This window comes from Microbacterium sp. AZCO, assembly GCF_039614715.1.
In the GTDB taxonomy this organism is placed as follows: Bacteria; Actinomycetota; Actinomycetes; order Actinomycetales; family Microbacteriaceae; genus Microbacterium.
Genome location: NZ_CP154857.1, coordinates 3,890,376 through 3,912,133, shown reverse-complemented (window position 1 = coordinate 3,912,133; position 21,758 = coordinate 3,890,376). Strand labels below are relative to the sequence as shown.

Annotated in this window: 14 protein-coding genes; 8 read left to right on the top strand and 6 right to left on the bottom strand. The window is 69.9% G+C overall.

Going from position 1 to position 21,758, the window contains the following annotated elements; translation table 11 throughout:
* Nucleotides 1-19: 19 nt before the first annotated feature.
* The gene (locus AAIB33_RS17820; protein WP_345801291.1) at nt 20-7,603 is read right to left on the bottom strand and encodes a hypothetical protein; all 7,584 of its coding nucleotides are present in this window, start codon (nt 7,601-7,603) and stop codon (nt 20-22) included.
* A gap of 226 nt (nt 7,604-7,829) precedes the next feature.
* On the opposite strand from AAIB33_RS17820, the gene AAIB33_RS17815 reads away from it, so the two are divergent.
* From AAIB33_RS17815 to AAIB33_RS17805, 3 genes are read left to right on the top strand one after another with little or no spacing between them, the layout of a single operon-like run.
* Complete coding sequence (locus AAIB33_RS17815) at nt 7,830-8,555, top strand: histidine phosphatase family protein (RefSeq protein WP_345801290.1); 726 nt, start codon at nt 7,830-7,832, stop codon at nt 8,553-8,555.
* The gene (locus tag AAIB33_RS17810) at nt 8,539-9,378 is read left to right on the top strand and encodes an ADP/ATP-dependent (S)-NAD(P)H-hydrate dehydratase (RefSeq protein ID WP_345801289.1); all 840 of its coding nucleotides are present in this window, start codon (nt 8,539-8,541) and stop codon (nt 9,376-9,378) included. The genes AAIB33_RS17815 and AAIB33_RS17810 overlap by 17 nt, the downstream gene beginning before the upstream one ends.
* Entirely contained in the window at nt 9,375-10,319 is a 945-nt protein-coding gene (locus tag AAIB33_RS17805; protein WP_345801288.1) for an alpha/beta hydrolase, read from the top strand. The genes AAIB33_RS17810 and AAIB33_RS17805 overlap by 4 nt, the downstream gene beginning before the upstream one ends.
* 151 nt (nt 10,320-10,470) lie before the next feature.
* On the opposite strand, the gene AAIB33_RS17800 is transcribed toward AAIB33_RS17805, so the two are convergent.
* Both AAIB33_RS17800 and AAIB33_RS17795 read right to left on the bottom strand, forming a co-directional pair.
* Nucleotides 10,471-12,513 carry a VWA domain-containing protein gene (locus AAIB33_RS17800; RefSeq protein WP_345801287.1) on the bottom strand — a complete coding sequence of 681 codons (2,043 nt, stop codon included), beginning with the start codon at nt 12,511-12,513 and terminating at the stop codon, nt 10,471-10,473.
* Nucleotides 12,514-12,567: 54 nt separating this feature from the next.
* Nucleotides 12,568-13,959, bottom strand: coding sequence for a sigma 54-interacting transcriptional regulator (locus tag AAIB33_RS17795; RefSeq protein ID WP_345801286.1), 1,392 nt, complete (start codon nt 13,957-13,959; stop codon nt 12,568-12,570).
* A 95-nt stretch (nt 13,960-14,054) separates the two neighbouring features.
* On the opposite strand from AAIB33_RS17795, the gene AAIB33_RS17790 reads away from it, so the two are divergent.
* Nucleotides 14,055-14,444 carry an ester cyclase gene (locus AAIB33_RS17790; RefSeq protein WP_345801285.1) on the top strand — a complete coding sequence of 130 codons (390 nt, stop codon included), beginning with the start codon at nt 14,055-14,057 and terminating at the stop codon, nt 14,442-14,444.
* Nucleotides 14,445-14,512: 68 nt separating this feature from the next.
* On the opposite strand, the gene AAIB33_RS17785 is transcribed toward AAIB33_RS17790, so the two are convergent.
* A complete protein-coding gene (locus tag AAIB33_RS17785) occupies nt 14,513-15,595 on the bottom strand; it encodes a transaldolase family protein (RefSeq protein WP_345801284.1) in 1,083 nt (360 codons plus the stop codon).
* A 5-nt stretch (nt 15,596-15,600) separates the two neighbouring features.
* Entirely contained in the window at nt 15,601-16,017 is a 417-nt protein-coding gene (locus AAIB33_RS17780; RefSeq protein WP_345801283.1) for a tautomerase family protein, read from the bottom strand.
* Nucleotides 16,018-16,287: 270 nt separating this feature from the next.
* On the opposite strand from AAIB33_RS17780, the gene AAIB33_RS17775 reads away from it, so the two are divergent.
* From AAIB33_RS17775 to AAIB33_RS17765, 3 genes are all read left to right on the top strand, one after another.
* Entirely contained in the window at nt 16,288-17,286 is a 999-nt protein-coding gene (locus AAIB33_RS17775) for a substrate-binding domain-containing protein (RefSeq protein ID WP_345801282.1), read from the top strand.
* Nucleotides 17,287-17,355: 69 nt separating this feature from the next.
* Nucleotides 17,356-18,426: an ABC transporter permease gene (locus tag AAIB33_RS17770; protein WP_345801281.1), complete on the top strand. Its 1,071-nt coding sequence runs from the start codon at nt 17,356-17,358 to the stop codon at nt 18,424-18,426.
* Between the two features lie 5 nt (nt 18,427-18,431).
* The gene (locus AAIB33_RS17765) at nt 18,432-19,301 is read left to right on the top strand and encodes an ATP-binding cassette domain-containing protein (RefSeq protein WP_345801280.1); all 870 of its coding nucleotides are present in this window, start codon (nt 18,432-18,434) and stop codon (nt 19,299-19,301) included.
* Between the two features lie 116 nt (nt 19,302-19,417).
* Here AAIB33_RS17765 and AAIB33_RS17760 read toward each other — a convergent pair whose 3' ends face one another.
* Entirely contained in the window at nt 19,418-20,410 is a 993-nt protein-coding gene (locus AAIB33_RS17760) for a LacI family DNA-binding transcriptional regulator (RefSeq protein ID WP_345801279.1), read from the bottom strand.
* A gap of 130 nt (nt 20,411-20,540) precedes the next feature.
* On the opposite strand from AAIB33_RS17760, the gene AAIB33_RS17755 reads away from it, so the two are divergent.
* The gene (locus AAIB33_RS17755) at nt 20,541-21,746 is read left to right on the top strand and encodes a Gfo/Idh/MocA family oxidoreductase (protein ID WP_345801278.1); all 1,206 of its coding nucleotides are present in this window, start codon (nt 20,541-20,543) and stop codon (nt 21,744-21,746) included.
* Nucleotides 21,747-21,758: the final 12 nt, after the last annotated feature.

The following is a 21,758-nucleotide window of genomic DNA, read 5'->3' as shown; positions in this document are numbered from 1 at the left end:
ATGGGCCAATCTTCCGAGGTCAGCCGGAGACGACCGGGAGCTTCGGCGGGCCGGCCGGCTGCAGGACGGGCAGCGACACGACCGACGGGGTGGGCGTCGTCCACGGCGCGGGGGCCGGGTTGTCGGCTGTGGCGGGCGGGGTGCCGGTTGCGGTGGCACCGTCGGCGACGGTGCCCTCAGCGAGATCGGCGGCGGTGGTGGTGTAGCTCGCGGTGAAGGTGACGGTCTGACCCGGGAGCAGGGTGATCGGCGCGTCGGGGCAGTCGGCCGCGGGGCTCTCCAGCTCGACACACGTCTCCCTGGTGAGGTTCGCGGGGTCGGACGGCGCCCGCACAGCATCGCTGACCGACACGTCGGTCATCGTGACGTTGCCGTCGTTGGTGACGGTGAACGTGTAGCGGATCTCCTGCGCGACCCGGCTCACCGCCGTCGAGGAGGTCGACTTGACCACTGTCAGATGGGGTGACTGCGAGACGGGGATGTCGAGCCCGGACTCCGGCGAGTCAGCCTTTGGACCGGTCGGCGGGCTGCCGTGCGCGACCGCGGCGTCGCGCAGCGCACCCCCCGCGTCCACGTCGGCCTGCGACACCGTGTACGTCGCCGTGCAGACCATCTGAGCGGCGGGCGCCAGCGGACCCGCTGGGCATACGACCGGAGACAGGCCGGCCGGATCCGACGGCGCCGCGACAGTGTCCGTCACGCCGATGCCGGTCAGTGTGACGTTGCCGGTGTTTGTCACCGTGAACGCGTAGGGCACCTTCTGACCGGCGGCGGTGATCGAGGTGGTCGTCGACGACTTCACGAGCTCGAGCGAGCCGGCCTGCGTCACCGGCACCGACACATCGCTCGTGTTCGACTCGACGTCCTGATCCGCGACGCTCACTCCCGCGGCGACCGACGTGTCGTTGACCGAGCCACTGTCGACATCGGCCTGCGTCACCGTGTACGTCGCCGTGAAGGTCGCGACCTGTCCGTAGGCCAGCGTGGCGGTCGCGCCCGAGCACGGCGCCACCGGGTTGGACAGCGCCACGCACGTCACCTCCGACAGGTTCGCCGGATCCGAGTCGCCGGTCACCGAGTCGGTGACCTGCACCCCGGCGATCGTCACATTGCCGGTGTTGGTCACCGTGAACGTGTACGGCACCTGCTGCCCCGCCGCCGTCACCGCCGATGTCGTGGTCGCCTTCACCAGCGACAGCCCGGGGATCGCGGGAGCCGGGATCTCGTGCGGGCTCGCCGACGAGCCGACCACGACATTCCCCGGACTCGTGCCGTGCGCCACGGCGGAGTCACGCACCCACCCGGCATCCATGTCCGCCTCCGACGAGGTGTACGACGCCGCGAACGTCGCGACCTGCCCCGGCACCAGGCTCGTCGACGCCCCCGCACACGACGCCGCCGGATTCGAGAGCGACACACATGTCACCGCCGAAAGGTTCACCGGGTCGGAGGGCGGGGTGACGGTGTCGGTCACCGACACCTGCGACAGCGTCACGTTGCCCGTGTTGGTCACCGTGAACGAGTAGGGGACGACCTGCCCCGGCCCATCCACCGAGAAGGTCGTGCTCTCCTTCACCACCGTCAGCTTCGGCGCCTCGGGGGCGGCGATCGACGCGCTCGACTGCGTCGACGTGAACGGTGTCGTCGATCCCGGCGGCAGACCGGCCGCGGTGGCGGCGTCGTTGACCGAGCCGCTGTCCACGTCGGCCTGCGTCGTCGTGTAGGTCGCCGTGAAGGTGGCGACCTGGCCCGGGACGAGGGTCGCCGTCAGCCCGCTGCAAGCGGCGGCGGGGCTGGCGAGAGACACGCACGTGACGGGGGTGAGTCCCGCCGGGTCGGACGGCGGAGTGACGGTGTCGGTGACAGCCACCTCGGTGAGGGTCACGTTCCCCGTGTTGGTCACCGTGAACGTGTAGGGCACCTGCTGTCCCGCGCCGGTCACGGTCGAGGTCGCGCTGCTCTTGACCACACTGATCCCGGGGGTCTGGGTGACAGGCACGTCGAAGCGGTCCTCGACGGAGTCGGTCGGCGCGGTGGCCCCGGGCGCGGTGCCGTGTGCGACCGCGGAGTCGGTGACAGCGCCCCCGTTGTCCATGTCGGCCTGCGTCGTCGTGTAGGTCGCCGTGCAGTCTGCCGACAGGCCCGGGGCCAGATCACCGGGCGGGCAGGTCACCGTCGAGAGGTTCGCCGGATCGGACGGCGGGGCGACGGTGTCTGTGATCGAGATCGCCGAGAGGGTCACGTTCCCGGTGTTGGTGACGGTGAACGTGTAGGGGATCCGCTGCCCTGCCGCCGTCGCCGCCGGCGTGCTGCTGGACTTCACAACCGACAGCCTCGGAGCGGCCGGGGCCAGGATCGCGAGGTCCGCCTGGGCGGAATCGAGCGGTGCGTCCGCCCCGGGCGGGGTGCCGTGCGCGACGGCGGAGTCCTTGACCGATCCGCTGTCGACGTCTGCCTGAGTCGCGGTGTAGGTCGCGGTGAAGGTGGCGACCTGCCCGGCCGCGAGCGCGGCGGTCGGCCCGGAGCAGCTGTCGGCCGGGTTCGACAGCGCGACGCACGTGACCGCCGACAGATTGGCGGGGTCTGAAGGCGGCGTGACGGTGTCGGTGACGCTGACCCCGGTGAGGGCCACGTTGCCGCTGTTCGTGACGGTGAACGTGTACGGCACCTGCTGTCCCGCGGCCGTGACGGCCGAAGTGGTGGACGCCTTGCCGAGCTGGATGCCGGGGGTCTGCGCCGTGGGAATCGACACGCGCGCCGCGTTGGAATCCGTCACCCGGCCCGCGGGCGTCGTGCCGTGTGCGACCGCCGTGTCGACCACCCCGCGCGAGTTCAAATCGGCCGTCGTCGCGGTGTAGGTCGCGTCGCACTCGACGAAGGCGCCGGGTGCGAGCGACCCCGGCGGGCACGTGATCGCGGACAGATTCGTCTGGATCGACGGGGAGGCGACGACGTCCGTCACGGAGATGTCCGTCAGGGTCTGATTGCCCGTGTTCGTGACGTGGAAGACGTACGGAACCTGTTGACCCACGGCCGTCGCCACGGTCGTCGTCGAGGACTTGGTCACCGTCAGCAGGGGCGAGACCGGATCCACGGGCACCGACCACGCCGAGGGTGAGGACGTCACCTGGCTCCCGCCGCTCGTGCCCACGGCGACGGCGCTGTCATCGACGCGGCCATTGTCGAAGTCGGGCTGAGTCGTGGTGTAGTTCGCCGTGAACCGCGCCGACTGCCCGGGGGCGAGCGTTGCGGTCGTGCCCGAGCAGGTCGCCGCAGGGCTGGTCAAGGCTCGGCAGATCACGCTCGAAAGATTGGCCTGCACGGCCGGCGCGATCTGCGTGTCGTCCACTCGGACGTTCGTGAGCGTGGTGGCACCGTTGTTCGTGACGACGAACGTGTAGGGGATCTGCTGATTGAGGCTCACGATTCCCGTGAGCGTCGATGTCTTCACGATCGACAGTGCGGGCGCGGTCGCCGGCGCAGGAATGCTGAGCGCGTCGGGCTGCGACTGGACGGCGCTGCCATCCGGGGCCGTGCTCGTCGCGACCGCGGAGTCGGCGACCGCCCGGTTGTCGAGGTCGGCCTGCGTCACGGTGTACGACGCCGAGCAGGTCTCGGACTCGCCCGGGTCGAGGGTGGGGTACGGGCACGACATGGGCGACAGCCCCGCCGCCGACGCCGGCGGCGTCGGCGTGTCGACCACGTCGATGTCGGACAGCGTCACATTGCCGGTGTTGGTCACGACGAACCGGTAGGAGACGACCTGGCCGAGCTGAGTGATCACCGACGTGTTCGAGGACTTGTCGATCGTCAGCTCTGGAGCTGCGACGGTCGGGATCGAGTACGCGGACGGTGTGGACGGCGGCAGCGGGAGCCCGGTCGAGTCGGTGCCCGACGCCGTCGCCGAGTCGTCCACTGTCCCGTTCGCGATATCGGCGGCGGTCGCGCTGTACGTGCCGCGGCACGTCGTCGACCCGCCCGCCGCGAGGGTGGTCGCGTCGCACACGATCGCCGACATGGACGATTGCAGGCTCGGGGGCGCCGGGGTGTCTGTCACCTGGATGTTGCTGACGGCCGACGCCCGGATGTTCCTCACCGTGAAGGTGTACGGCACCTGCTGTCCGACCGTCGTGATCTGCGTCGTCGACGACGACTTGACGACCTCGAGGGCCGGGTTCGCGGTGACCGTCAGCTCGGCCTCGAGCGAGTCGATGGTCGCGCCGCTCGGCGCGGTGGCGTGGGCGATCGCGCTGTCGTGCAGCAGGCCGTTGTCGAGATCGGCCTGCGTCACGGTGTACGTGCCCGTGCACGTGAGGATGCTGCCCGGATCCAGATCCCCGGGCGGACACGCCACCGCCGACATGTTCCCCTGCGACGCCGGCGGTGTCTGCGTGTCGGTCACCTGCACGCCGGTCACCGTCACGTTGCCCGTGTTGCGGACGGTGAACGTGTACGGAACCTGCTGGCCGGCCGATGTGATCTGCGCGACGGTCGACGACTTCGTCAGACTGATCGACGGCTCCTGCTGCGCGGGGATGATCGTGCTCGAGCGAGCCGTCGTGGCCGTGTTGCCGCCGACATCGATGCCCGTGGCCGTCGCGAAGTCGCTCAGCGTGCCGTTCGTGATGTCGGCCGCCGTCACCGTGTAGGTCGCGGAGCACGTCGTCGACTCCCCGGCCTGCAGGATCGTCTGCGCGCAGGACACGTTAGAGAGGTTCTCCTGCACGGCGGGGGCCACCTGCGTGTCCTGGATCTGCAGGTTCCGGTACACCGTGGCGGAGTTGTTCGTCACCCTGAACGTGTAGTGGACGGACTGCCCGATCGTGCGGTAGACGTCCTCCGCCACGGACTTCACCATCGACAGCGGCGTCGTCGACGCGTTGACCGTCGCCGAGGACTGCGGCGACGTGATCGTGGCGTTCGACGGGTTCGTGCCCACCGCGACGGCGAAGTCGTTGACGGAGCCGTTGTTCAGATCGGCCTGGGTCACGGTGTAGGTGCCGGTGAAGGTCGCCACCTGACCCGCGGCGAGTGCCGTCGCCGTTCCCGAGCACGTCGCGACCGGATTGGCGAGGGACTGGCAGGTGACCGCCGACATTCCCGCCTGTGACGCGGGCACCACCTGTGTGTCATCGACCCGCACCGCCGTGAGCGGCTGATTGCCGGTGTTCGTCACCGTGAACGTGTACGGCACCTGCTGTCCGACCGCGGACACGCTCGTGACCGCCGTGGCCTTCGCGATCGTGAGCGCCGAGATCGGCGCGTTGAGCACGACGCGCGACGGACCGGACTGCACGAGGTTGTTGCTCGCGTCGCGGCCCGTCGAGATGGCCGAGTCGGCGACGCGGCCCTGGTTCACGTCGGCCTGAGTCGTCTGGTAGGTGCCGGCGAAGGTCGCCACCTGACCCGCGGCGAGGGTCGCCGTGGCGCCCGAGCACGTCGCGACCGGATTCGAGAGCGACTGGCAGGTGATGGCCGAGAGGTTTGCCGGAAGTGAGGGCGCCTCGACGGTGTCGGTGACGCCGACGCTCGTCAGCGTGAAGGACGAGTTGTTCGTCACCGTGAAGGTGTAGGGGATCGACTGGCCGACCGCCGTCACCGCCGCAGTGGTGGTCGTCTTGACGATCGAGAGGCTCCCGGGCGGCTCCGACGGCACGCTCAGGGTCGAGGGCTGGGAGTTCACCGTGGTGCCCGCATTCGTCGTGCCCGAGGCCGTCGCCGAGTCGCTGATAGACCGGTTCACGAGGTCTGCGAGCGTCGCGGTGTACGTCGCGGTGCAGGTCTCGGCCGCGCCCGGAGCGAGCGATGTCTCCGGACACGTGATCGCTGAAAGGCCACCCTGGGTCGCCGGCGGGGTCTGCGTGTCGGTCACCCCGACGTTCAGCAGCGTCACATTGCCCGTGTTGGTCACGCGGAAGGCGTAAGGCACCTGCTGACCGACCGTGTTCACGAGCGTCGTCGTGGTCGACTTCACGATCGAGATGCTCGGCTGCGGCGACGTGAGCGTGAGTGTCACCTCCGGTGCCGTCACAGCGCCGCCGGTAGGGTTCGTCGCTGTCGCGGTCGCCCGGTCCGTCACGCTGCCGGCTGTGACATCGGCTTGGGAGACCGTGTACGTGCCGACGCACGTCGTCGAGGCATCCGGAGCAAGGGTCGTCGTCTCACATCGGATGGCCGACATGTTCGCCTGGGACGCGGGCGGCACCTGCGTATCGGTCACGACGATGTTCGACACGGTCGTCGGACCGTTGTTCGTCAGTCGGAAGCGGTAGGTCACGACCTGGCCGACGGTGGTGATGGCCTCCGTCGTCGTCGACTTCGTGAGATTGAGGGATGCCGGGGCTGTGACGGTCAGCGTCGTGTCGGCCGGCGGGTTCACTCCGTCCAGCCCCGCGACGCCGGCCGGGAAGTTCGCCGGGCCGTTGACGTAGGTCCCGGGCGTCGTCGCCGTGACCTGGACCGTCACGGTGCACGAGTTCTGGTTGAGGTTGAGCCGGGCGCCGGTGAGGACGGCCGTCGTCGCGCCGGCCGCCGCCGTCACGGTGCCGTTCGTGCAGGTCGTCGAGTTCAGGCCCGTCGCGGTGACGCCCGACGGCAGGTTGTCACGGAAGCCGATGCCGTCCTTGAGACCCAGCTCATTCGTGTTGGTGATGGTGAACGTCAGCGTCGAGGTCTGCCCCGAGGCGATCGTCGACGGGCTGAACGCCTTATCGAGCTGAGGAGTGACGTCCATGATCTGCGGCAGATCGAAGACGACGTCATTGCCCGAGCCTGTGCCTTGGGCGTTGTAGAGCTGCATGCCGAGCGTGGGCGGCACGCCGGCGCTCGCGCTCTTGACCTTGAGAGCGGGCGTCGTGAGGGACGCGACCTTCGTCTGCAGGTTCGCGTTCTGGATGGGCGGTGTGAAGACCACCGATCCCGGCGCGTTACAGGGGTCGAGGTTCGTCGCAAGGGTCTGCAGTGTGCCGTTCACGATCAGCGAGAGCCGCTCGAGTGCGTCGCCGGCGGTGCAGTTGGCCTCGCCGAAGACCGCAGTGACCCGATAGAAGTGCCCGTCGACCGCCGTGATCGGCGCGTTCGTCTGGAACTGCACCCCTGCACCGGGATTCGGGCTGTTCCACGTCCACGCCGCAAGCGCCTGGTTGCTGTTCGCCGCGGTCGTCGTCATCCCCTGGAACCGGCCGATGTACTGCGTGATCTGCTTCAGATAGCCGAGACCCGTGGCGTTGCCGGCACACGGGTCACCCGTGACGACGGGCGTCGAGCCGTTGAGGATGAAGCCGTTGCACAGGCGCGCCGCCATACGCCAGTTGGGATCCGCGTAATACGTCTCCGAGCTCGCGCCGCTCGACCCCGGGACGTAGGCGGTGCCGGGAGCGCCCTGGTAGGTCTCGATGCCGATCGCCGCCGCGCTGGCGCTGCGTGCGGAGAAGTCTTCGGTGAAGAGCGGTGTCGGCGGCTGCGGAGTGCCGGGCGAACCGGGCGTGGTGGCGAGGGCGGGTGTGCTCACGACGACCGGTGAGACCAGAGCGGCCGTGATGAGAGCCGCTGCGGCGAGCGCGCCGACCCACCCCTTGGCGCGGAGACGAGCGATCGACGGCACTTGCAGCCCCCTCAGGCGAGCACCCCTCAGGCCGCGTCCCGAACTGCGCGACCTGTCGCGAACCTATCGGCTTCCCACTGCCCGGGACAAGGATTCCCCCGGTTGGACCGCGCTTGCAGGAGCCGGCTCGCCGCACCCGGAAGGCCGTGTGCGCTCGTCCTTTCCGCCGCCCCGACTGCTTGTCAACCCTTCGGGCGGGATCCCACCCCCGTCCTAGCCTGAACAGATGGCAGTCACCGACCTCTGGCTCGTGCGCCACGGCGAGAGCATCGCGAACATCGCGGCCACGCAGGCCGAGCGCGACGGCCGGGAGCGGATCCCGATCGACATCCGCGATGCCGACGTCCCGCTCTCGCCCACGGGATGCGAGCAGGCGGAGGCCCTCGGCACCTGGTGGTCCGAGGTCGGCCCGTCGATCGACGCGTGCTGGGTGTCGCCATATCGCCGGGCTCGCGAGACCCTGCAGATCGCACGCGGAGCGGATGCCGCAGGCCCGCCCGCGATCGTCGACGAGCGGCTGCGCGACCGGGAGCTCGGCATCCTGGATCTGCTGACCCGCCGCGGCGTCGCCGCGCTGCATCCCGAGGAGGCCGAGCGGCGACGGCACCTCGGCAAGTTCTACCACCGGCCGCCGGGGGGCGAGTCCTGGGCCGATGTCGCGCTGCGGCTGCGCTCGTTCCTGCGCGACGAGCTGCCCCGCTGCCAGCGCGCGGGACTCGTCGTCGCGCACGACGCGGTCGTCATGCTGCTGCTGTACCTGCTGCTGCCGCTCGAGGAGCAGGAGCTGCTCGATTTCGCGGCATCCCACACCGTGCTCAACGCCTCTGTCACGCATCTGACGGCGGGCCCGGCTGGCTGGGAGCTCGCCGCGTTCGCCGAGGTCGCGCACCTGCAGGTCGAGGGCGCGCCCGTCACGGTGCATCCCGGGAGTCCCGATGTCGAGCTCGACTGACACGCCCGTCACCCCGGAGCTGCTGCGGTCATGGGGGCTGCCCGACCCCGGAGACTCGAAGAAGGCGCGCGGGGACGTCATCGTGATCGGCGGCTCGCGCCGGTCGCCGGGCGCCGTCTTCCTCGCGGGCGAGGCGGCGCTGCGCGTGGGTGCGGGGCGGCTCGCCGTCGTCGTGCCCGCCTCGATCGAGGGGCAGCTCGGCGTCGTCATGCCCGAGGCCGCCGTCTACTCGCTCCCCGAGGACGCCGATGCTCCGCTCGAGGGCAAGCCGAGGGATGCCGTCGCCTCGGCCGACGCCGTGCTCGTCGGCCCCGGCTTCGACGATCCGGACGAGACCCTCGCGACCCTCCGCGCGGTCGCCGAGCTCGACGTGCACTGCCTCATCCTCGACGCGTTCGCGCTCGGCATCCTGCCCGATATCGACCGCTCGACCCTGCCGCGCGACCTCGTGCTCAACCCCAACAAGGAGGAGGCCGCGATCCTCCTCGGAGGCGACGAGGACGATCCCGACCTGCACGAGATCGCCCGGCGCTACGACGCCGTCGTCAACTGCTACGGCCACGTCGTGACGCCCGGCGGAGACTCGTGGCGGGTCGACGGCGGAGGTCCCGGGCTGGGCACGTCCGGCAGCGGCGATGTGCTCGCGGGTGCGATCGCCGGGTTCGCCGCCCGAGGCGTCGAACCGGCTCAGGCCGCCGTGTGGGGCGCGTGGGCGCACGCCCGCGCGGGCGACCGGCTCACCGAGGCCGAGGGCATCGGATTCCTCGCGCGCGACCTTCCGCACGAGCTGACGCGGGCGCTCAACGAGGTGACGCGCGGGTGAGCGTGCAGTGGCTCACGACCGTCGAGCGCCTCACGTTCCGCGTGGTGAGTTCCGGCCCCTCGCCGAGCCTTCGGCCTCCCGTCGTGCTCGTGCACGGCATCGGGATGTCGCACCGCTATCTCTCCCGGCTGCACGACGTGCTCGCCGCCGACGGCCCCGTCTTCTCCATCGACCTGCCCGGCTTCGCGGGGCTGCCGAAGCCGCCGCGCGACCTCGACGTCGTCGCGATGGCGGATGCGCTGGCCGAGGTGATCGATCGGCTCGGAGTCGGGCCCGTCGTTCTCGTCGGGCACTCGATGGGCTCGCAGTGGGTCGTCGAGGTTGCGGCGCAGCATCCCGAGCTCGTCTCGTTCGTCGTCGCGATGGGCCCGGTCGTCGATCCCGAGCATCGCACGCTGCTCGCCCAGTCGGTCGCGCTCGGCATCGACTCGCTGCGCGAGCCGCCCGACATCAACGCGATCGTCTTCACGGACTACGTCCGGTGCGGCATCCCGTGGTACCTGACGCAGCTTCGGCACATGCTCGCCTATCCCATCGAGGAGCGCGCCGCCGCACTGGCGGTGCCTCTGCTCGTGCTGCGCGGCGAGCGGGACCCGATCGCGGGCATCGACTGGTGCCGTCGGCTCCGGGATGCCGCTCCCCGAGGGTCGCTCGTCGTGATCCCGGGGCAGCACCACGTCGCACAGCACTCCGCACCGCGGGCCGTGGCATCCGCCATCTCGGCGTACGCGCTCCGCACGACAGAAGGGACCGAGATGGGCACCGACATGACCGACGACGAGAAGCGCCGCGACCAGCTGCTGGCCGCGCCGAACGCGACCGAGGACGACGCCGTTCCGCGCATCGACGTGACCCACCGACCCGGCGTCACGCGCGTCGACATCCGCGAGGACGCCGACGTGCGTCCCGGCAACCCCGAAGAGGTGCCCGCGCGGGAGTAGTCCGGGTCTCGTGGCATCCGCGCCTCCTCGCCCCCTCCCCTCCTTTCGAGGGCGGGAGGAGATCCAGCGACAGGAGTCCGGGATGCCGAGAACCGTCCTCCGCTCGTCGGATCGCCTCCCCTCGCCCGGGCGGGCGCACGAGAGCCCGCGGCTACGACCACCAGGAGCGGCCGTGCAGCATGTCGCCGAAGTCCTCGGGCGTGCCGCGGCCGGTGTGCCGCGAGCCGAGGTAGCTGTCGACGACGGCGCGGCCCAGGTCGTCGAGCTCGGGCGCCACGACGTGCCCGCCGGCGCGGCGGGCGAGGGCGTCGATGAATCGCGCCAGCCCGGGGTCCTCGCCGAGACGGAAGAAGGTCGTCTGCGCGCCGAGTCGCTGCACCGTGTCCAGCTCGCGCACCGTCGCCGCGATCGTGCGGGGATCGGGCGGGTAGGCGAAGTGGACGTGCCCGTCGCCCTCGAGGTGCGAGGTGGGCTCGCCGTCGGTCACGACGAGCAGCACGGGCTGCGCCGCGGGGTTGCGGCGGAAATGGCGCTGCGCGAGCAGCAGCGCGTGCTGCAGATTCGTGCCCTTGTCCCACACGGCGTCTTTCGCGGTGAGCTCCTCGATGTCGATGACCTCGGCGTAGCGGGCGAAGGCGATGAGCTGCAGGCTGTCGCCGCGGAAGCGGCTCGAGATGAGGTGGTGGAGCGCGAGCGCCGTGCGCTTCATGGGCACCCACCGCCCGTCCATCGCCATCGAGAACGACGTGTCGACGAGCAGGGCGACGGCCGCCTGCGTGCGCTGCTCGGTCTCGACGACCTCCACGTCGCTCGTCTTCAGGCGCACGCCCGACGTCGCGTCGCCCCCGTCGGCGACGGTGCGCAGGACCGCGTTCGACACGGTGCGCGGGATGTCCCACGGCTCGGTGTCACCGAACGCCCACTCGCGGGTCGCGCCGGTGCGGTCGCCGGCGGCGCCGGCGTTGCGGGTCTCGCGGCGGCCGAGGCGTCCCGACTGGCGCGTCGCGATGTCCCGCAGGAGCGCCCGACCGAGTTGCCGCATCGCGCGCGGGGTGAGCCGGAGCGCACCGTCGGAGGCGCGCTGCAGCATCCCCGTGTCCTTCAGCTCCTGCTCGAGATCGCGGAGGGTGCGGGCGCTCACGGCGGCGTCCTCTCCGATGAGCCGCTCGAGGGCATCGAGATCGATGTCGTCCATCCGGGCGCCGGGATACGCCTGGCTCAGCTGGTCGGAGAGCGCCTCGAGGTCGGAGAGGTCCTGCATGACGCCGGTCGCCTCGCCGAGACCGGTCGGCTCGTCGCCCGAGAAGGATGCCGAGCCCGTCCAGTCCTCGCCGGGTCGGAGTGAGCGCAGGTTGTCATCGAGCCGCGACAGCGACTGCATGAGCTCGGGCGAGCCGAAGGCCTGCGCCGCGAGGCTCATGAGCTCCTCGCGCTGCTCGGGCGTCATCGAGTTGAGCATGCGCTGCGCCGCCGCGGAGCGCTCGGCCAAGGCATCCATCAGCTCGTCGAGGTTCTTCGGATTCTCGGGGAATTGGTCGCCGTGCCTGCGCATGAACTCGTCGAAGTCCTCCTGCGTGTCCTCGCCGAGGCGGCGCTTCTCGAGCAGGTCGTTGAGGTCGTTGAGCATGTCGCGGATCGCCTGCTTGTCGGCATCCGTCGCGTTCTCGAGGGCGTTCTTCATGCCGGCGAACCGCTGGTCCAGCAGCTCGCGGCCGAGGAGCTCGCGGATGCGGTCGTAGTCGGCCCGCGCCGTGGGACTCTGCCAGTCGTAGTCGGCGAGGTCGTTGACGGCGGCGGCCGTGCTCGGCGGGAGGTTCTCGAGGCGCATCTCGGCGAAGTCGCGAACGTCGTCGTCGAGGTTCACATCTCGCACGAGATGCTTGCGCTCCTCGAGCACCGCGTGGTCGAGGAGCTTGCGGATCTCCTCCATCGTGCCGTCGAGCCGATGCCGGCGCAGCAGCTCCGACCGCCGCTCGCGCACGCGCCGCGCGAGGTCGTCGAGGCCCTCGCGGTCGCGGTCGCCGCGGCGGAGATACTCGCGCATCGCACGCTCGGCCGAGGTGCCCGACATGACGTCCTGGCCGATCGCCTCGAGCGCGGCCTGCACCGCGACGGGAGGAGCGAGGGGGTCTCCGCCCGAGTAGCGCCCGTAGCGTGACGTGTGCGCGGGTGTGCGGTGGAAGCTGCGGGCCATCAGCGGCCCTTCGACCGGTTGCCGAGCTCGTCGAGGCACAGGGACCGGAAAGGCTCATCCATAGACGGTCTCCCCTGCGGCGCTGTCCTTGCCGATGCGGCGCTCGAGGTACAGCGACTCGAGCAGCAGTTCGAGGGCTCCCGCGCGCTCGCCGGGCGTCCGGGCGTCGAGCCGCTCGGCGACCCGGTCGTAGAGGTCGGACTCGCCGAGCACCGGCATCGCGGCGAGCACCTCGGCCGCGGGGACCTGCTCGCCCGTCATGACCGTCACACCGTCATGAAGCGCGTCGACGAGAACGCGCGAATCCAGACCGCGCAGGTGCGCACGCGCCGTGTCGGCCAGCGCCGTGCGCAGCAGGTGCTCCAGGATCGCCCGCTCGCGCCCCTCCTCGCCCGTCTCGAACTCGATCTTGCCGCCGAGCACATCGACCGCCGTCTCGAGGTCGACCGGTCGCGCGACCGCAACCTCCTCGTGCTGCCGCGTCGCGCGGTGGAGGGCCGCCGCGGCGATCGTCTCGGCACCGGCGATCGCGAACCGCGCCGAGACGCCCGCGCGCTGGTCGACGGCATCCGATTCGCGCAGATTCCGCGTGAAGCGCGCGAGCACCTCGAGCACGTGCTCGGGCACGGCGGCGACCAGGTCGGCCTCCTGCCGGATGACGGCGATCTCCTCCTCGATCGTCTGCGGGTAGTGGGTGCGGATCTCCGCCCCGAAGCGGTCCTGCAGCGGCGTGATGATGCGCCCGCGGTTCGTGTAGTCCTCGGGGTTGGCCGTCGCGACGACGAGCACGTCGAGGTCGAGGCGCAGGAGGTAGCCGCGGATCTGGATGTCGCGCTCCTCCATGACGTTGAGGAGCGACACCTGGATGCGCTCGGCGAGGTCGGGCAGCTCGTTGATCGCGACGATGCCGCGGTGGCTGCGCGGCACGAGGCCGTAGTGGATGGTCTCGGGATCGCCGAGGGAGCGCCCCTCCGCGACCTTGATCGGGTCGACGTCGCCGATGAGATCGGCGACCGAGGTGTCGGGCGTCGCGAGCTTCTCGGCGTACCGCTCGCTGCGGTGCCGCCAGACGACAGGAAGGTCGTCTCCCAGCTCGCCGGCACGCCGGATGGATGCCGGGACGACGGGGTGGAACGGATGCTCGCCGAGCTCCGACCCCTCGATGACGGGCGACCACTCGTCGAGCAGCCCGTTGAGGCTGCGGAGGAGCCGGGTCTTGCCCTGCCCGCGCTCGCCCAGCAGCACGATGTCGTGCCCCGCCAGGATCGCGCGCTCGAGCTGCGGGATGACTGTCGTGTCGAAGCCGTGGATGCCGGGCCAGGGGTCGCGCCCCTCGGCGAGCGCAGCGAGGAGGTTCTCGCGCATCTCGACGCGCACCGGGCGGTAGGTGTGACCCGATGCGCGCAGCTGCCCGGTGGTGGCGATGCCGGAAGGCGATGGTGTCATGACCAGAGAGTAGGTCGCCGCGGAGGGCACGAGGGCCGGATCGGTGGAATTCCCGCGGCGGCATGGACGTGGCAGGGCCTCGCGATAATGGGGACGTGGAGTCGTGGGAGATGCGCGAGTGGTTCGGCGACTACCTCGAGGCCTGCAATCGCCACGATCTCGACCGGATCCGCTCGTTCGTCGACCCGGCCGTGCGGCGCGCGCATCTGCCCGGCGGCGCGGACGCCTGGATGAGCGATGTCGCCGACCTCTTCCACGCCTTTCCCGACCTGCAGTGGCGGCGCATCCAGCTCCTCGTCGAGGACGATCGCCTGGCCGTGCACCTGCGGCTCAGCGGCACGCATCTGGGGCCTTTCTGCGGCATCGCGCCGACCCGCCGGCACATCAACGTCGCCGACTTCGCGATGCTCCGCGTGCTCAAGGGCCGCATCGTCGAGTGGTCGGGGCCGACGGGCGACGTCGAGCTGCTCGCACAGATCGGCTGACGCGGCGACGAACCAGAGCGACGACCCGAGCCCTCCCACGGTCTCGGGTCGTCGCTGGTCTGGGGATGCTACGGCGCGGCGGGGATCAGCACGTCGCGCACGAGCGCGTCGAGCTGCGCGTCAGCGTCCAGGAATTGGCGCAGCGTGTTGCGCGAGGCGCCGAAGTCGCCGAACTCGGCGGGCGTCAGTCCGTGCACCTCGTAGGCGCGGTGGAACTCGCTGAGGTTCAGCAGCTCGTCGAGGACCGCGGCGGGCACGGGCTCGTCGATGCGGTTGTCGGCGGGGATGCCGTTCTCGTTGATGCGCTTCTGCCAGTCGAACGGGGGCGAGACGACGAGGTCGCCGCCGACGAGCTCCGACCACTGCAGGTGGTTGCGGAAGGCGGCGGACAGGATGCGGCTGCGGTAGCCGCGCTGCCTGAACACGGCGTGCGCCCGCTTGAGCGCCGCGACGCCCGCCCAGTCGAGCACGCCGGGCGTCACGAGGATGCGGTTCTTGGCGGTCCACGCCTTGAGCCAGTCGTCGAGCCGGCCGCCCATGATCGTGACGACGTGGCCGAACTCCTGCTCGGGCAGCCCCTCGGCGGCGCGGCGGTCGAGCGCGCGCTCGAGGGCGGCGCCCACCTCGACGGCCTGCGCGACGGTGAAGCTCAGCGTCGCGTTGATGCTGACGCCCCGATAGGCGGCCTCCTCCATCGCCGCGACACCGGTCGCGGTGGCCGGGATCTTGACGATGATGTTGGGCGCGAGCTGCGAGAACTCGACGGCCTGCGCGACGAGGGCGTCCTTGTCGCGGTGCAGGCGCGGGTCGGTCTGGATCGACAGGCGGCCGTTGCGCCCGCCCGACTCCTCGAACGCGGGAAGCAGGAGCTTCGCGGCGTCGATCGACAGCTCGCGCACGATCGCCCAGCCGATCTCCGACTCACCCCACGTGGGGTGGAGCTCGGCGAGCCGGCGGATGCGGGGCGTCCACTTCGCGAGGTCGCTGCGCACGGCCGTCAGCGCGATGACGGGATTGCACGTCGCGCCCACGGCACCGAACTCGATGGACTGGCGCAGCTCTTCGGGGTCGGCGGAATCGTTCCAGAGGGCCGTCGGCGTCTTCGCGGCCGCCGCGGCGAGCGGGGCGACCAGGGTCTCGGCGATCGACACGGCGCTCAGGCGACCGTCGCGACCGGCTTGGCGGCGGGGACCGCGAGCTCGCCCGTCAGGTACTGCGCGCGGCCGAAGCCGAAGCTCCAGTCCTGCGGGCCGTTCTCGACGTAGCCGATGAAGACGTCCTCGGGGGCGACGCCGACCGTCTCGAGGCGGCGGGCGATCTCGGCGTAGAGCTCCTGCTTGGTCTCGTCGGTGCGACCCCGCTGCGTGAAGATCTGGATGACGACCGGGTCGATGCGCTCGAACCCGAGGCCGGCGTCCTCGGCGACGATCGTCGTGGCGGGGCGTGCGGTGAGGATCTGGAACCGGTCACGCACCGGGATGCCGTACACGGCGACGATGGCGTCGTGTACGGCTCCCGCGATCTCGGCGGGGTTGGTGCGGGCGTCGCTGTGGTCGATGCGGACGAGAGGCATGGCTGCTCCGAGAGGTAGGTGGTGAACTTTGTCCTATCATACTCACAAAATTCGGCGTATCAACTTCGCGGTCTCTCGCGAGCACCCTTTGACACAATGTCCGCACATTTACTTGACACGGCTGTCCGAATGAGAGATTGTTAGGTCAAATATCTGGCGATGATGCCACCCGGAGACCGGAGCAGGGCGAAGCCGCCCCCTCCGCCTCGGCGAACGTCACGCCGGCAACCCGATTTCGAGGCCGCACCGCCCCGACGAAAGGAACTCCCCGTGACTCTCATCACACCTCGCAAGCTCGCCGGCATCGGCGCAGCTGCCCTCGCTCTCGCCCTCACACTGGCGGGATGCAGCGCCGGGGGCGCGCAGGACAACAACGCCGAGAGCAACAACGACACGGGTGGCAACGGCGACTCCGGCTACAAGATCGCCATGATCACCCACGAGACTCCCGGCGACACGTTCTGGGACAAGATCCGGGCGGGCGCCAACCAGGCCGCGAAGGACACCGGCGTGCAGCTCACCTACTCCGCCGACCCGGCTGCAGACAAGCAGGCGCAGCTCATCCAGACGGCGATCGACTCCAAGGTCGACGGCATCGCGACGACGCTCGTCACGCCCGACGCCCTGGCCGGCTCGGTCAAGGCGGCCGCAGCGGCCGGCATCCCGCTCGTCGGCTTCAACTCCGGCATCGACCAGTACAAGGATCTCGGCGCGCTGATGTACTTCGGCTCGGACGAGAACCTCGCCGGCGCGACGGTCGGCGACAAGCTCAACGACGGCGGCGTCAAGCATCCGCTCTGCGTCATCCAGGCCGCCGGCTCGGTCGCTCTCGAGGCCCGATGCGCGGGCGTGAAGAGCAAGGTCGCCGGCACCGAGAACCTCCAGGTCAACGGTGCGGACGACTCCTCGGTCGTCTCGAGCCTCCAGGCGAAGCTCGCGCAGGACCCGTCGATCGACGCCATCGTGACGCTCGGCGCGCCGATCGCGATGGACGCGCTGAAGGCGATGGACCAGGCCGGCAGCAAGGCGAAGCTCGTCACGTTCGACCTGAACCAGGACGCCGCGCAGGCCATCAAGGACGGAAAGATCGAGTTCTCCGTCGATCAGCAGCCCTACGTCCAGGGCTACATGGCCGTCACGGCGCTGTACCTCTACCTGAAGAACGGCAACGACATCGGCGGCGGTCAGCCGGTTCTCACCGGCCCCTCGATCGTCGACCAGTCCAACATCGACACGATCCTGCCCTTCACGAAGAACAACACCCGATGACGTGATGGTGCGGGGTTCGTCACCCGACCGGCCCCGCACCACCCGTCTTCCCTGACATTGGAGTTCGAAATGAGCACACAGCTCAAACCGGAGACGACGGCGGGTGCGGCACCCTCCGAGGCCGGGAATCGTGTCACGCCGCATTGGTCCAATCGGCTGCTGTCACGGCCTGAGTTCGGAGCCGCCGTCGCAGCCGGCGTCATCCTCATCTTCTTCCTCGTCATCGCGCCGTCGTTCCGCTCCGCCGAGTCGATCTTCACGATCCTGTACCAGGCCTCGACGATCGGCATCGTCGCCGTCGGTGTCGGCATGCTGATGATCGGCGGCGAGTTCGACCTCTCCGCCGGTGTGATGGTCACGACGGCAGGCCTCTTCAACGCCCTCTTCAGCTACTACCTGGGCGTCAACCTCATCGTCGGGGCCATCACGTCGCTCCTCTTCTGCCTGGCGGTCGGGTTCCTCAACGGCTACCTGGTGATGCGGACCGGCATCCCGAGCTTCTTGATCACGCTCGGCTCGTTCTTCGTCCTGCAGGGCGCCAACCTCGGCATCACCAAGATGGTCTCGGGTGCCGTGTCGAGCCCGGACATCTCCGAGATGGCCGGCTACGACGTCATGTCCGCGATCTTCGCCGGGTCGTTCCAGATCGGCGGCGTCACGATCTGGAACACGGTGATCTATTGGTTCGTGTTCGTCGCGATCTCGGGCTGGGTGCTTCAGCGCACCCGAATCGGCAACTGGATCTACGCGGTCGGCGGCAACGCCGCTTCGGCCCGCGCCGTGGGCGTGCCGGTCGTCCGCGTGAAGATCGGCCTGTTCATGACGGTGTCGTTCCTCGCGTGGTTCGTCGGCATGCACACGCTCTACCGGTTCAACACCCTGCAGGCCGGCAACGGCGTCGGGAACGAGTTCCTGTACATCATCGCGGCCGTCGTCGGCGGCACGCTCATGACGGGCGGCTACGGCAACGCCATCGGAGTCGCCATCGGCGCGTTCATCTTCGGCATGACCTCCCTCGGCATCGTCTACGCAGGCTGGGACCCGAACTGGTTCCGCAGCTTCCTCGGCATCATGCTCCTGGCCGCGGTGCTCGTGAACATCTACGTCAAGCAGCTCTCGACCAAGCGGAAGATGGGATGACCGCCATGACCGATGCACTGCACTCGGCCGCTCCGGCAGGACGCGGCACGACGCTCATCAAGATGACGGACGTCGGCAAGACGTACGGCGCCGTCCGGGCCCTCAAGGGAATCAATCTGAAGGTCAACGCCGGCGAGGTCACCTGCGTCCTCGGCGACAACGGCGCGGGCAAGTCCACCCTGATCAAGATCATGGCGGGCCTGCACCCTCACAACGAGGGTGTCCTCGAGGTCAACGGGCAGGAGGCGCACTTCGGCTCACCACGCGAGGCGCTCGCCGAGGGGATCGCCACCGTGTACCAGGACCTCGCCGTCGTGGGCCTCATGGAGACGTGGCGCAACTTCTTCCTCGGCTCCGAGCTCGTGAGCGGCAGGTTCCCGCTCTCCGGAATGCGCATCCGCGCCATGAAGGAGATCGCGGACACGGAGCTGCGCAAGATGGGCGTCGTCGTCAAGGACATCGATCAGCCCATCGGCACGCTCTCAGGGGGCCAGCGCCAGTGCGTCGCGATCGCCCGCGCCGTCTACTTCGGCGCCAAGGTCCTGATCCTCGACGAGCCCACCGCGGCCCTCGGTGTGAAGCAGTCCGGTGTCGTGCTCAAGTACACCGCGGCAGCGCGGGATGCGGGTCTGGGCGTCGTCTTCATCACGCACAATCCCCACCACGCCTACTTGGTCGGCGACCACTTCGTCATCCTCAAGCTCGGACAGGCGGTGCTCGACAAGAAGCGCGACGAGGTCGCCCTCGACGAGTTGACCCGCCAGATGGCCGGCGGCGACGAGCTGACGGAGCTGAGTCACGAGCTGAAGGAGCTCGGCGGTATGACCAACGCCATCCGAACGCTCGAGCAGGACTCCGCGACACGGCGCCGCTGAGACGTCCAGGAGAGGGGCGGGAATCCGGATGCCGGATTCCCGCCCCTCTCCCTTTCGTCCGTCGTCGAAGGAGTCAGAGCCCTCAGCGGCATTGCACCGCGCGATCGAACCAGGCATCAGGCAGGAGCGGCCGTCGTTCCACGGACGACGAGCGACGGCTCGAGCGTGCGCCGGACGCCGTCCGGCTCCTTCCCCGCCATGCGCGCGAGAAGGAGTCGCCCCGACTCCCGCCCTACGCCCACGCTGTCGTCGTCGACGGTCGTGAGATCGATCAGCCGCGTCTGGGCGAGCGCCGTGTTGTCGTAGCCGACGATCGAGAGCTGCCCCGGCACGTCCAGCCCGAGCTCCCGCGCGGCACCGAGGGCGCCGATCGCCATGACGTCGTTCCCCGCGAAGACGCCTGTGACTCGCGGATCGGCGCGCAGGAGATCGAGGGCGCTCGCGTATCCGGCTCGTTCACTGGCAGGACCGCGATACGGGGTCGCAGTGGGCCGGGCCCCGGCATCCCGCATCGTCGCGAGGAAGCTCTCGCGACGGACGCCGCCCGCTCCACCGCCGACGGAGAGATGGCCGATGTCGCGGTGCCCGAGCGCCAGCAGGTGCTCCGTCGCGAGCCGCGCACCGTGCTCGTCGTCGTTGCCGACGGCGTCCCCGCCCTCCGGCATGTCGGCCCGCGTGCCGGCGATCACGAAGGGCGGCGCGCTCTCGCCGAGCAGGAGGTGCGGCACGTCTCGCGCGACGACGATGCCGTCGACGCGCATCGAGAGGAGGCCTTCGACGGGATCCTCGCTGCGCGACGCGGTCGCGGTGTCGACGACGGTCAGCCGGTAGCCGTCGGGACTCAGCGCCTCGTCGAGTCCACGCAGCAGATCGACGAACCAGGGGTTGGCGTAGTCGTCGATGAGTACACCGACCAGCCGCGTACGCCCGGCCGCGAGTGCCGCGGCGGCGCGCGACGGGCGGTAGTCGAGCTCGCGGATCGCTCGCTCGACTGCCTCCTTGGACTGCGCGCTCACGCCGCTCGCCCCGCGCAGGACGAGCGAGACGAGCGATTTGGACACGCCGGCGCGGCGTGCGACGTCGTAGATGGTCGGCCGGGACAGGCTCACGGCATCACTCTCGATCAGTTATTGACAGGACATATAGACAATATTAGAGTGCCGATGTGGAGCGCTCCAGATGGAGTCTCTCACCGCACCGGCGCCGTGAGGAGCGGCCCGCCCACCAAGGAGAAATTCGATGAGCACGACCGCTCTCGGCGTCGCCGTGATCGGCGCCGGCATGGCCGGCAAGGCCCACGCCGCCGGTTACCGCACTGCCCCCACGCTGTACGACAGCATCCTTCCGCCCGTCCGGCTCGTATCGATCGCCGACGCCTACGCACCGCTGGCCGAGTCGACCGCGAAGCGGTTCGGGTTCGAGCGGCACGACACGTCGTGGCAGGCGATCGCCGAGGCCGACGACATCGACGTCGTGAGCGTCGTCGTCGCCAACTCGCTCCATCGTGAGATCGTCGAGGCACTGCTCGCCGCCGGCAAGCATGTGCTCTGCGAGAAGCCGCTCTCCGACACGCTCGACGACGCACTCAGCATGGTGGCTGCGGCCGACGCGGCCTCGACGGTCGCACGCATCGGCCTCACGTTCCGTCGCTCCCCCGGCATCGCACACATCCGCGACCTCGTGCAGTCGGGCCGCATCGGCCGGGTGCTCAACGTGAGCGGGTCCTACTGGACCGACTACGGCTGCAACCCCGAGTCGCCGATCAGCTGGCGCTACAAGGGCCCGAACGGATCAGGTGCTCTCGCCGACGTGGGCAGTCACCTCACCTACCTCGCCGAGTTCGTCGCCGGCACGGAGTTCGCTTCGGTCCGGGGAGGCAGCCTTTCCACCGTCATCCCCAGCCGCCCGAAGCCGCTGGGAGTCGTCGTCGGCCATGAGGGTGGCGCGGTGTCGGACGAGCGCGAGGCCGTTGAGAACGACGACGTCGCGGCGTTCACAGGGGAGTTCGCGGACGGTGGCACCGCCACATTGCAGGTGTCGCGCGTCGCGGCCGGCCACCCGAACACCCTCACGTTCGAGATCTTCGGCGAGAAGGGCTCTGCGTCGTTCGACTTCCGCCACCCCGGCGAGTTCCAGCTCTTCCTGCCGGAGCAGGCGGACGCCGGTTACCGCACAGTCACCCTCGGACCCGTGCACCCCTACTGGCGTGGCGGTCTCGCGATGGATGCCCCGGGTGTGGGCATCGGACAGAACGACGGCTTCGTCTTCCAGGCACGCGCGTTCCTCGAGGAGGTCGCCGGCATTTCCGAGGCAGACTCGCTGCCGCGCAACGCGGGCTTCGACGAGGGTCTGCACAACATGCTGCTCATCGATGCCGTCGCGCGGTCCGCCGCGGCGGGCGGAGCATCCATCGCCGTCCCCTCCACGATCGCCGTCGCGAGCTGAAAGGAACCACCG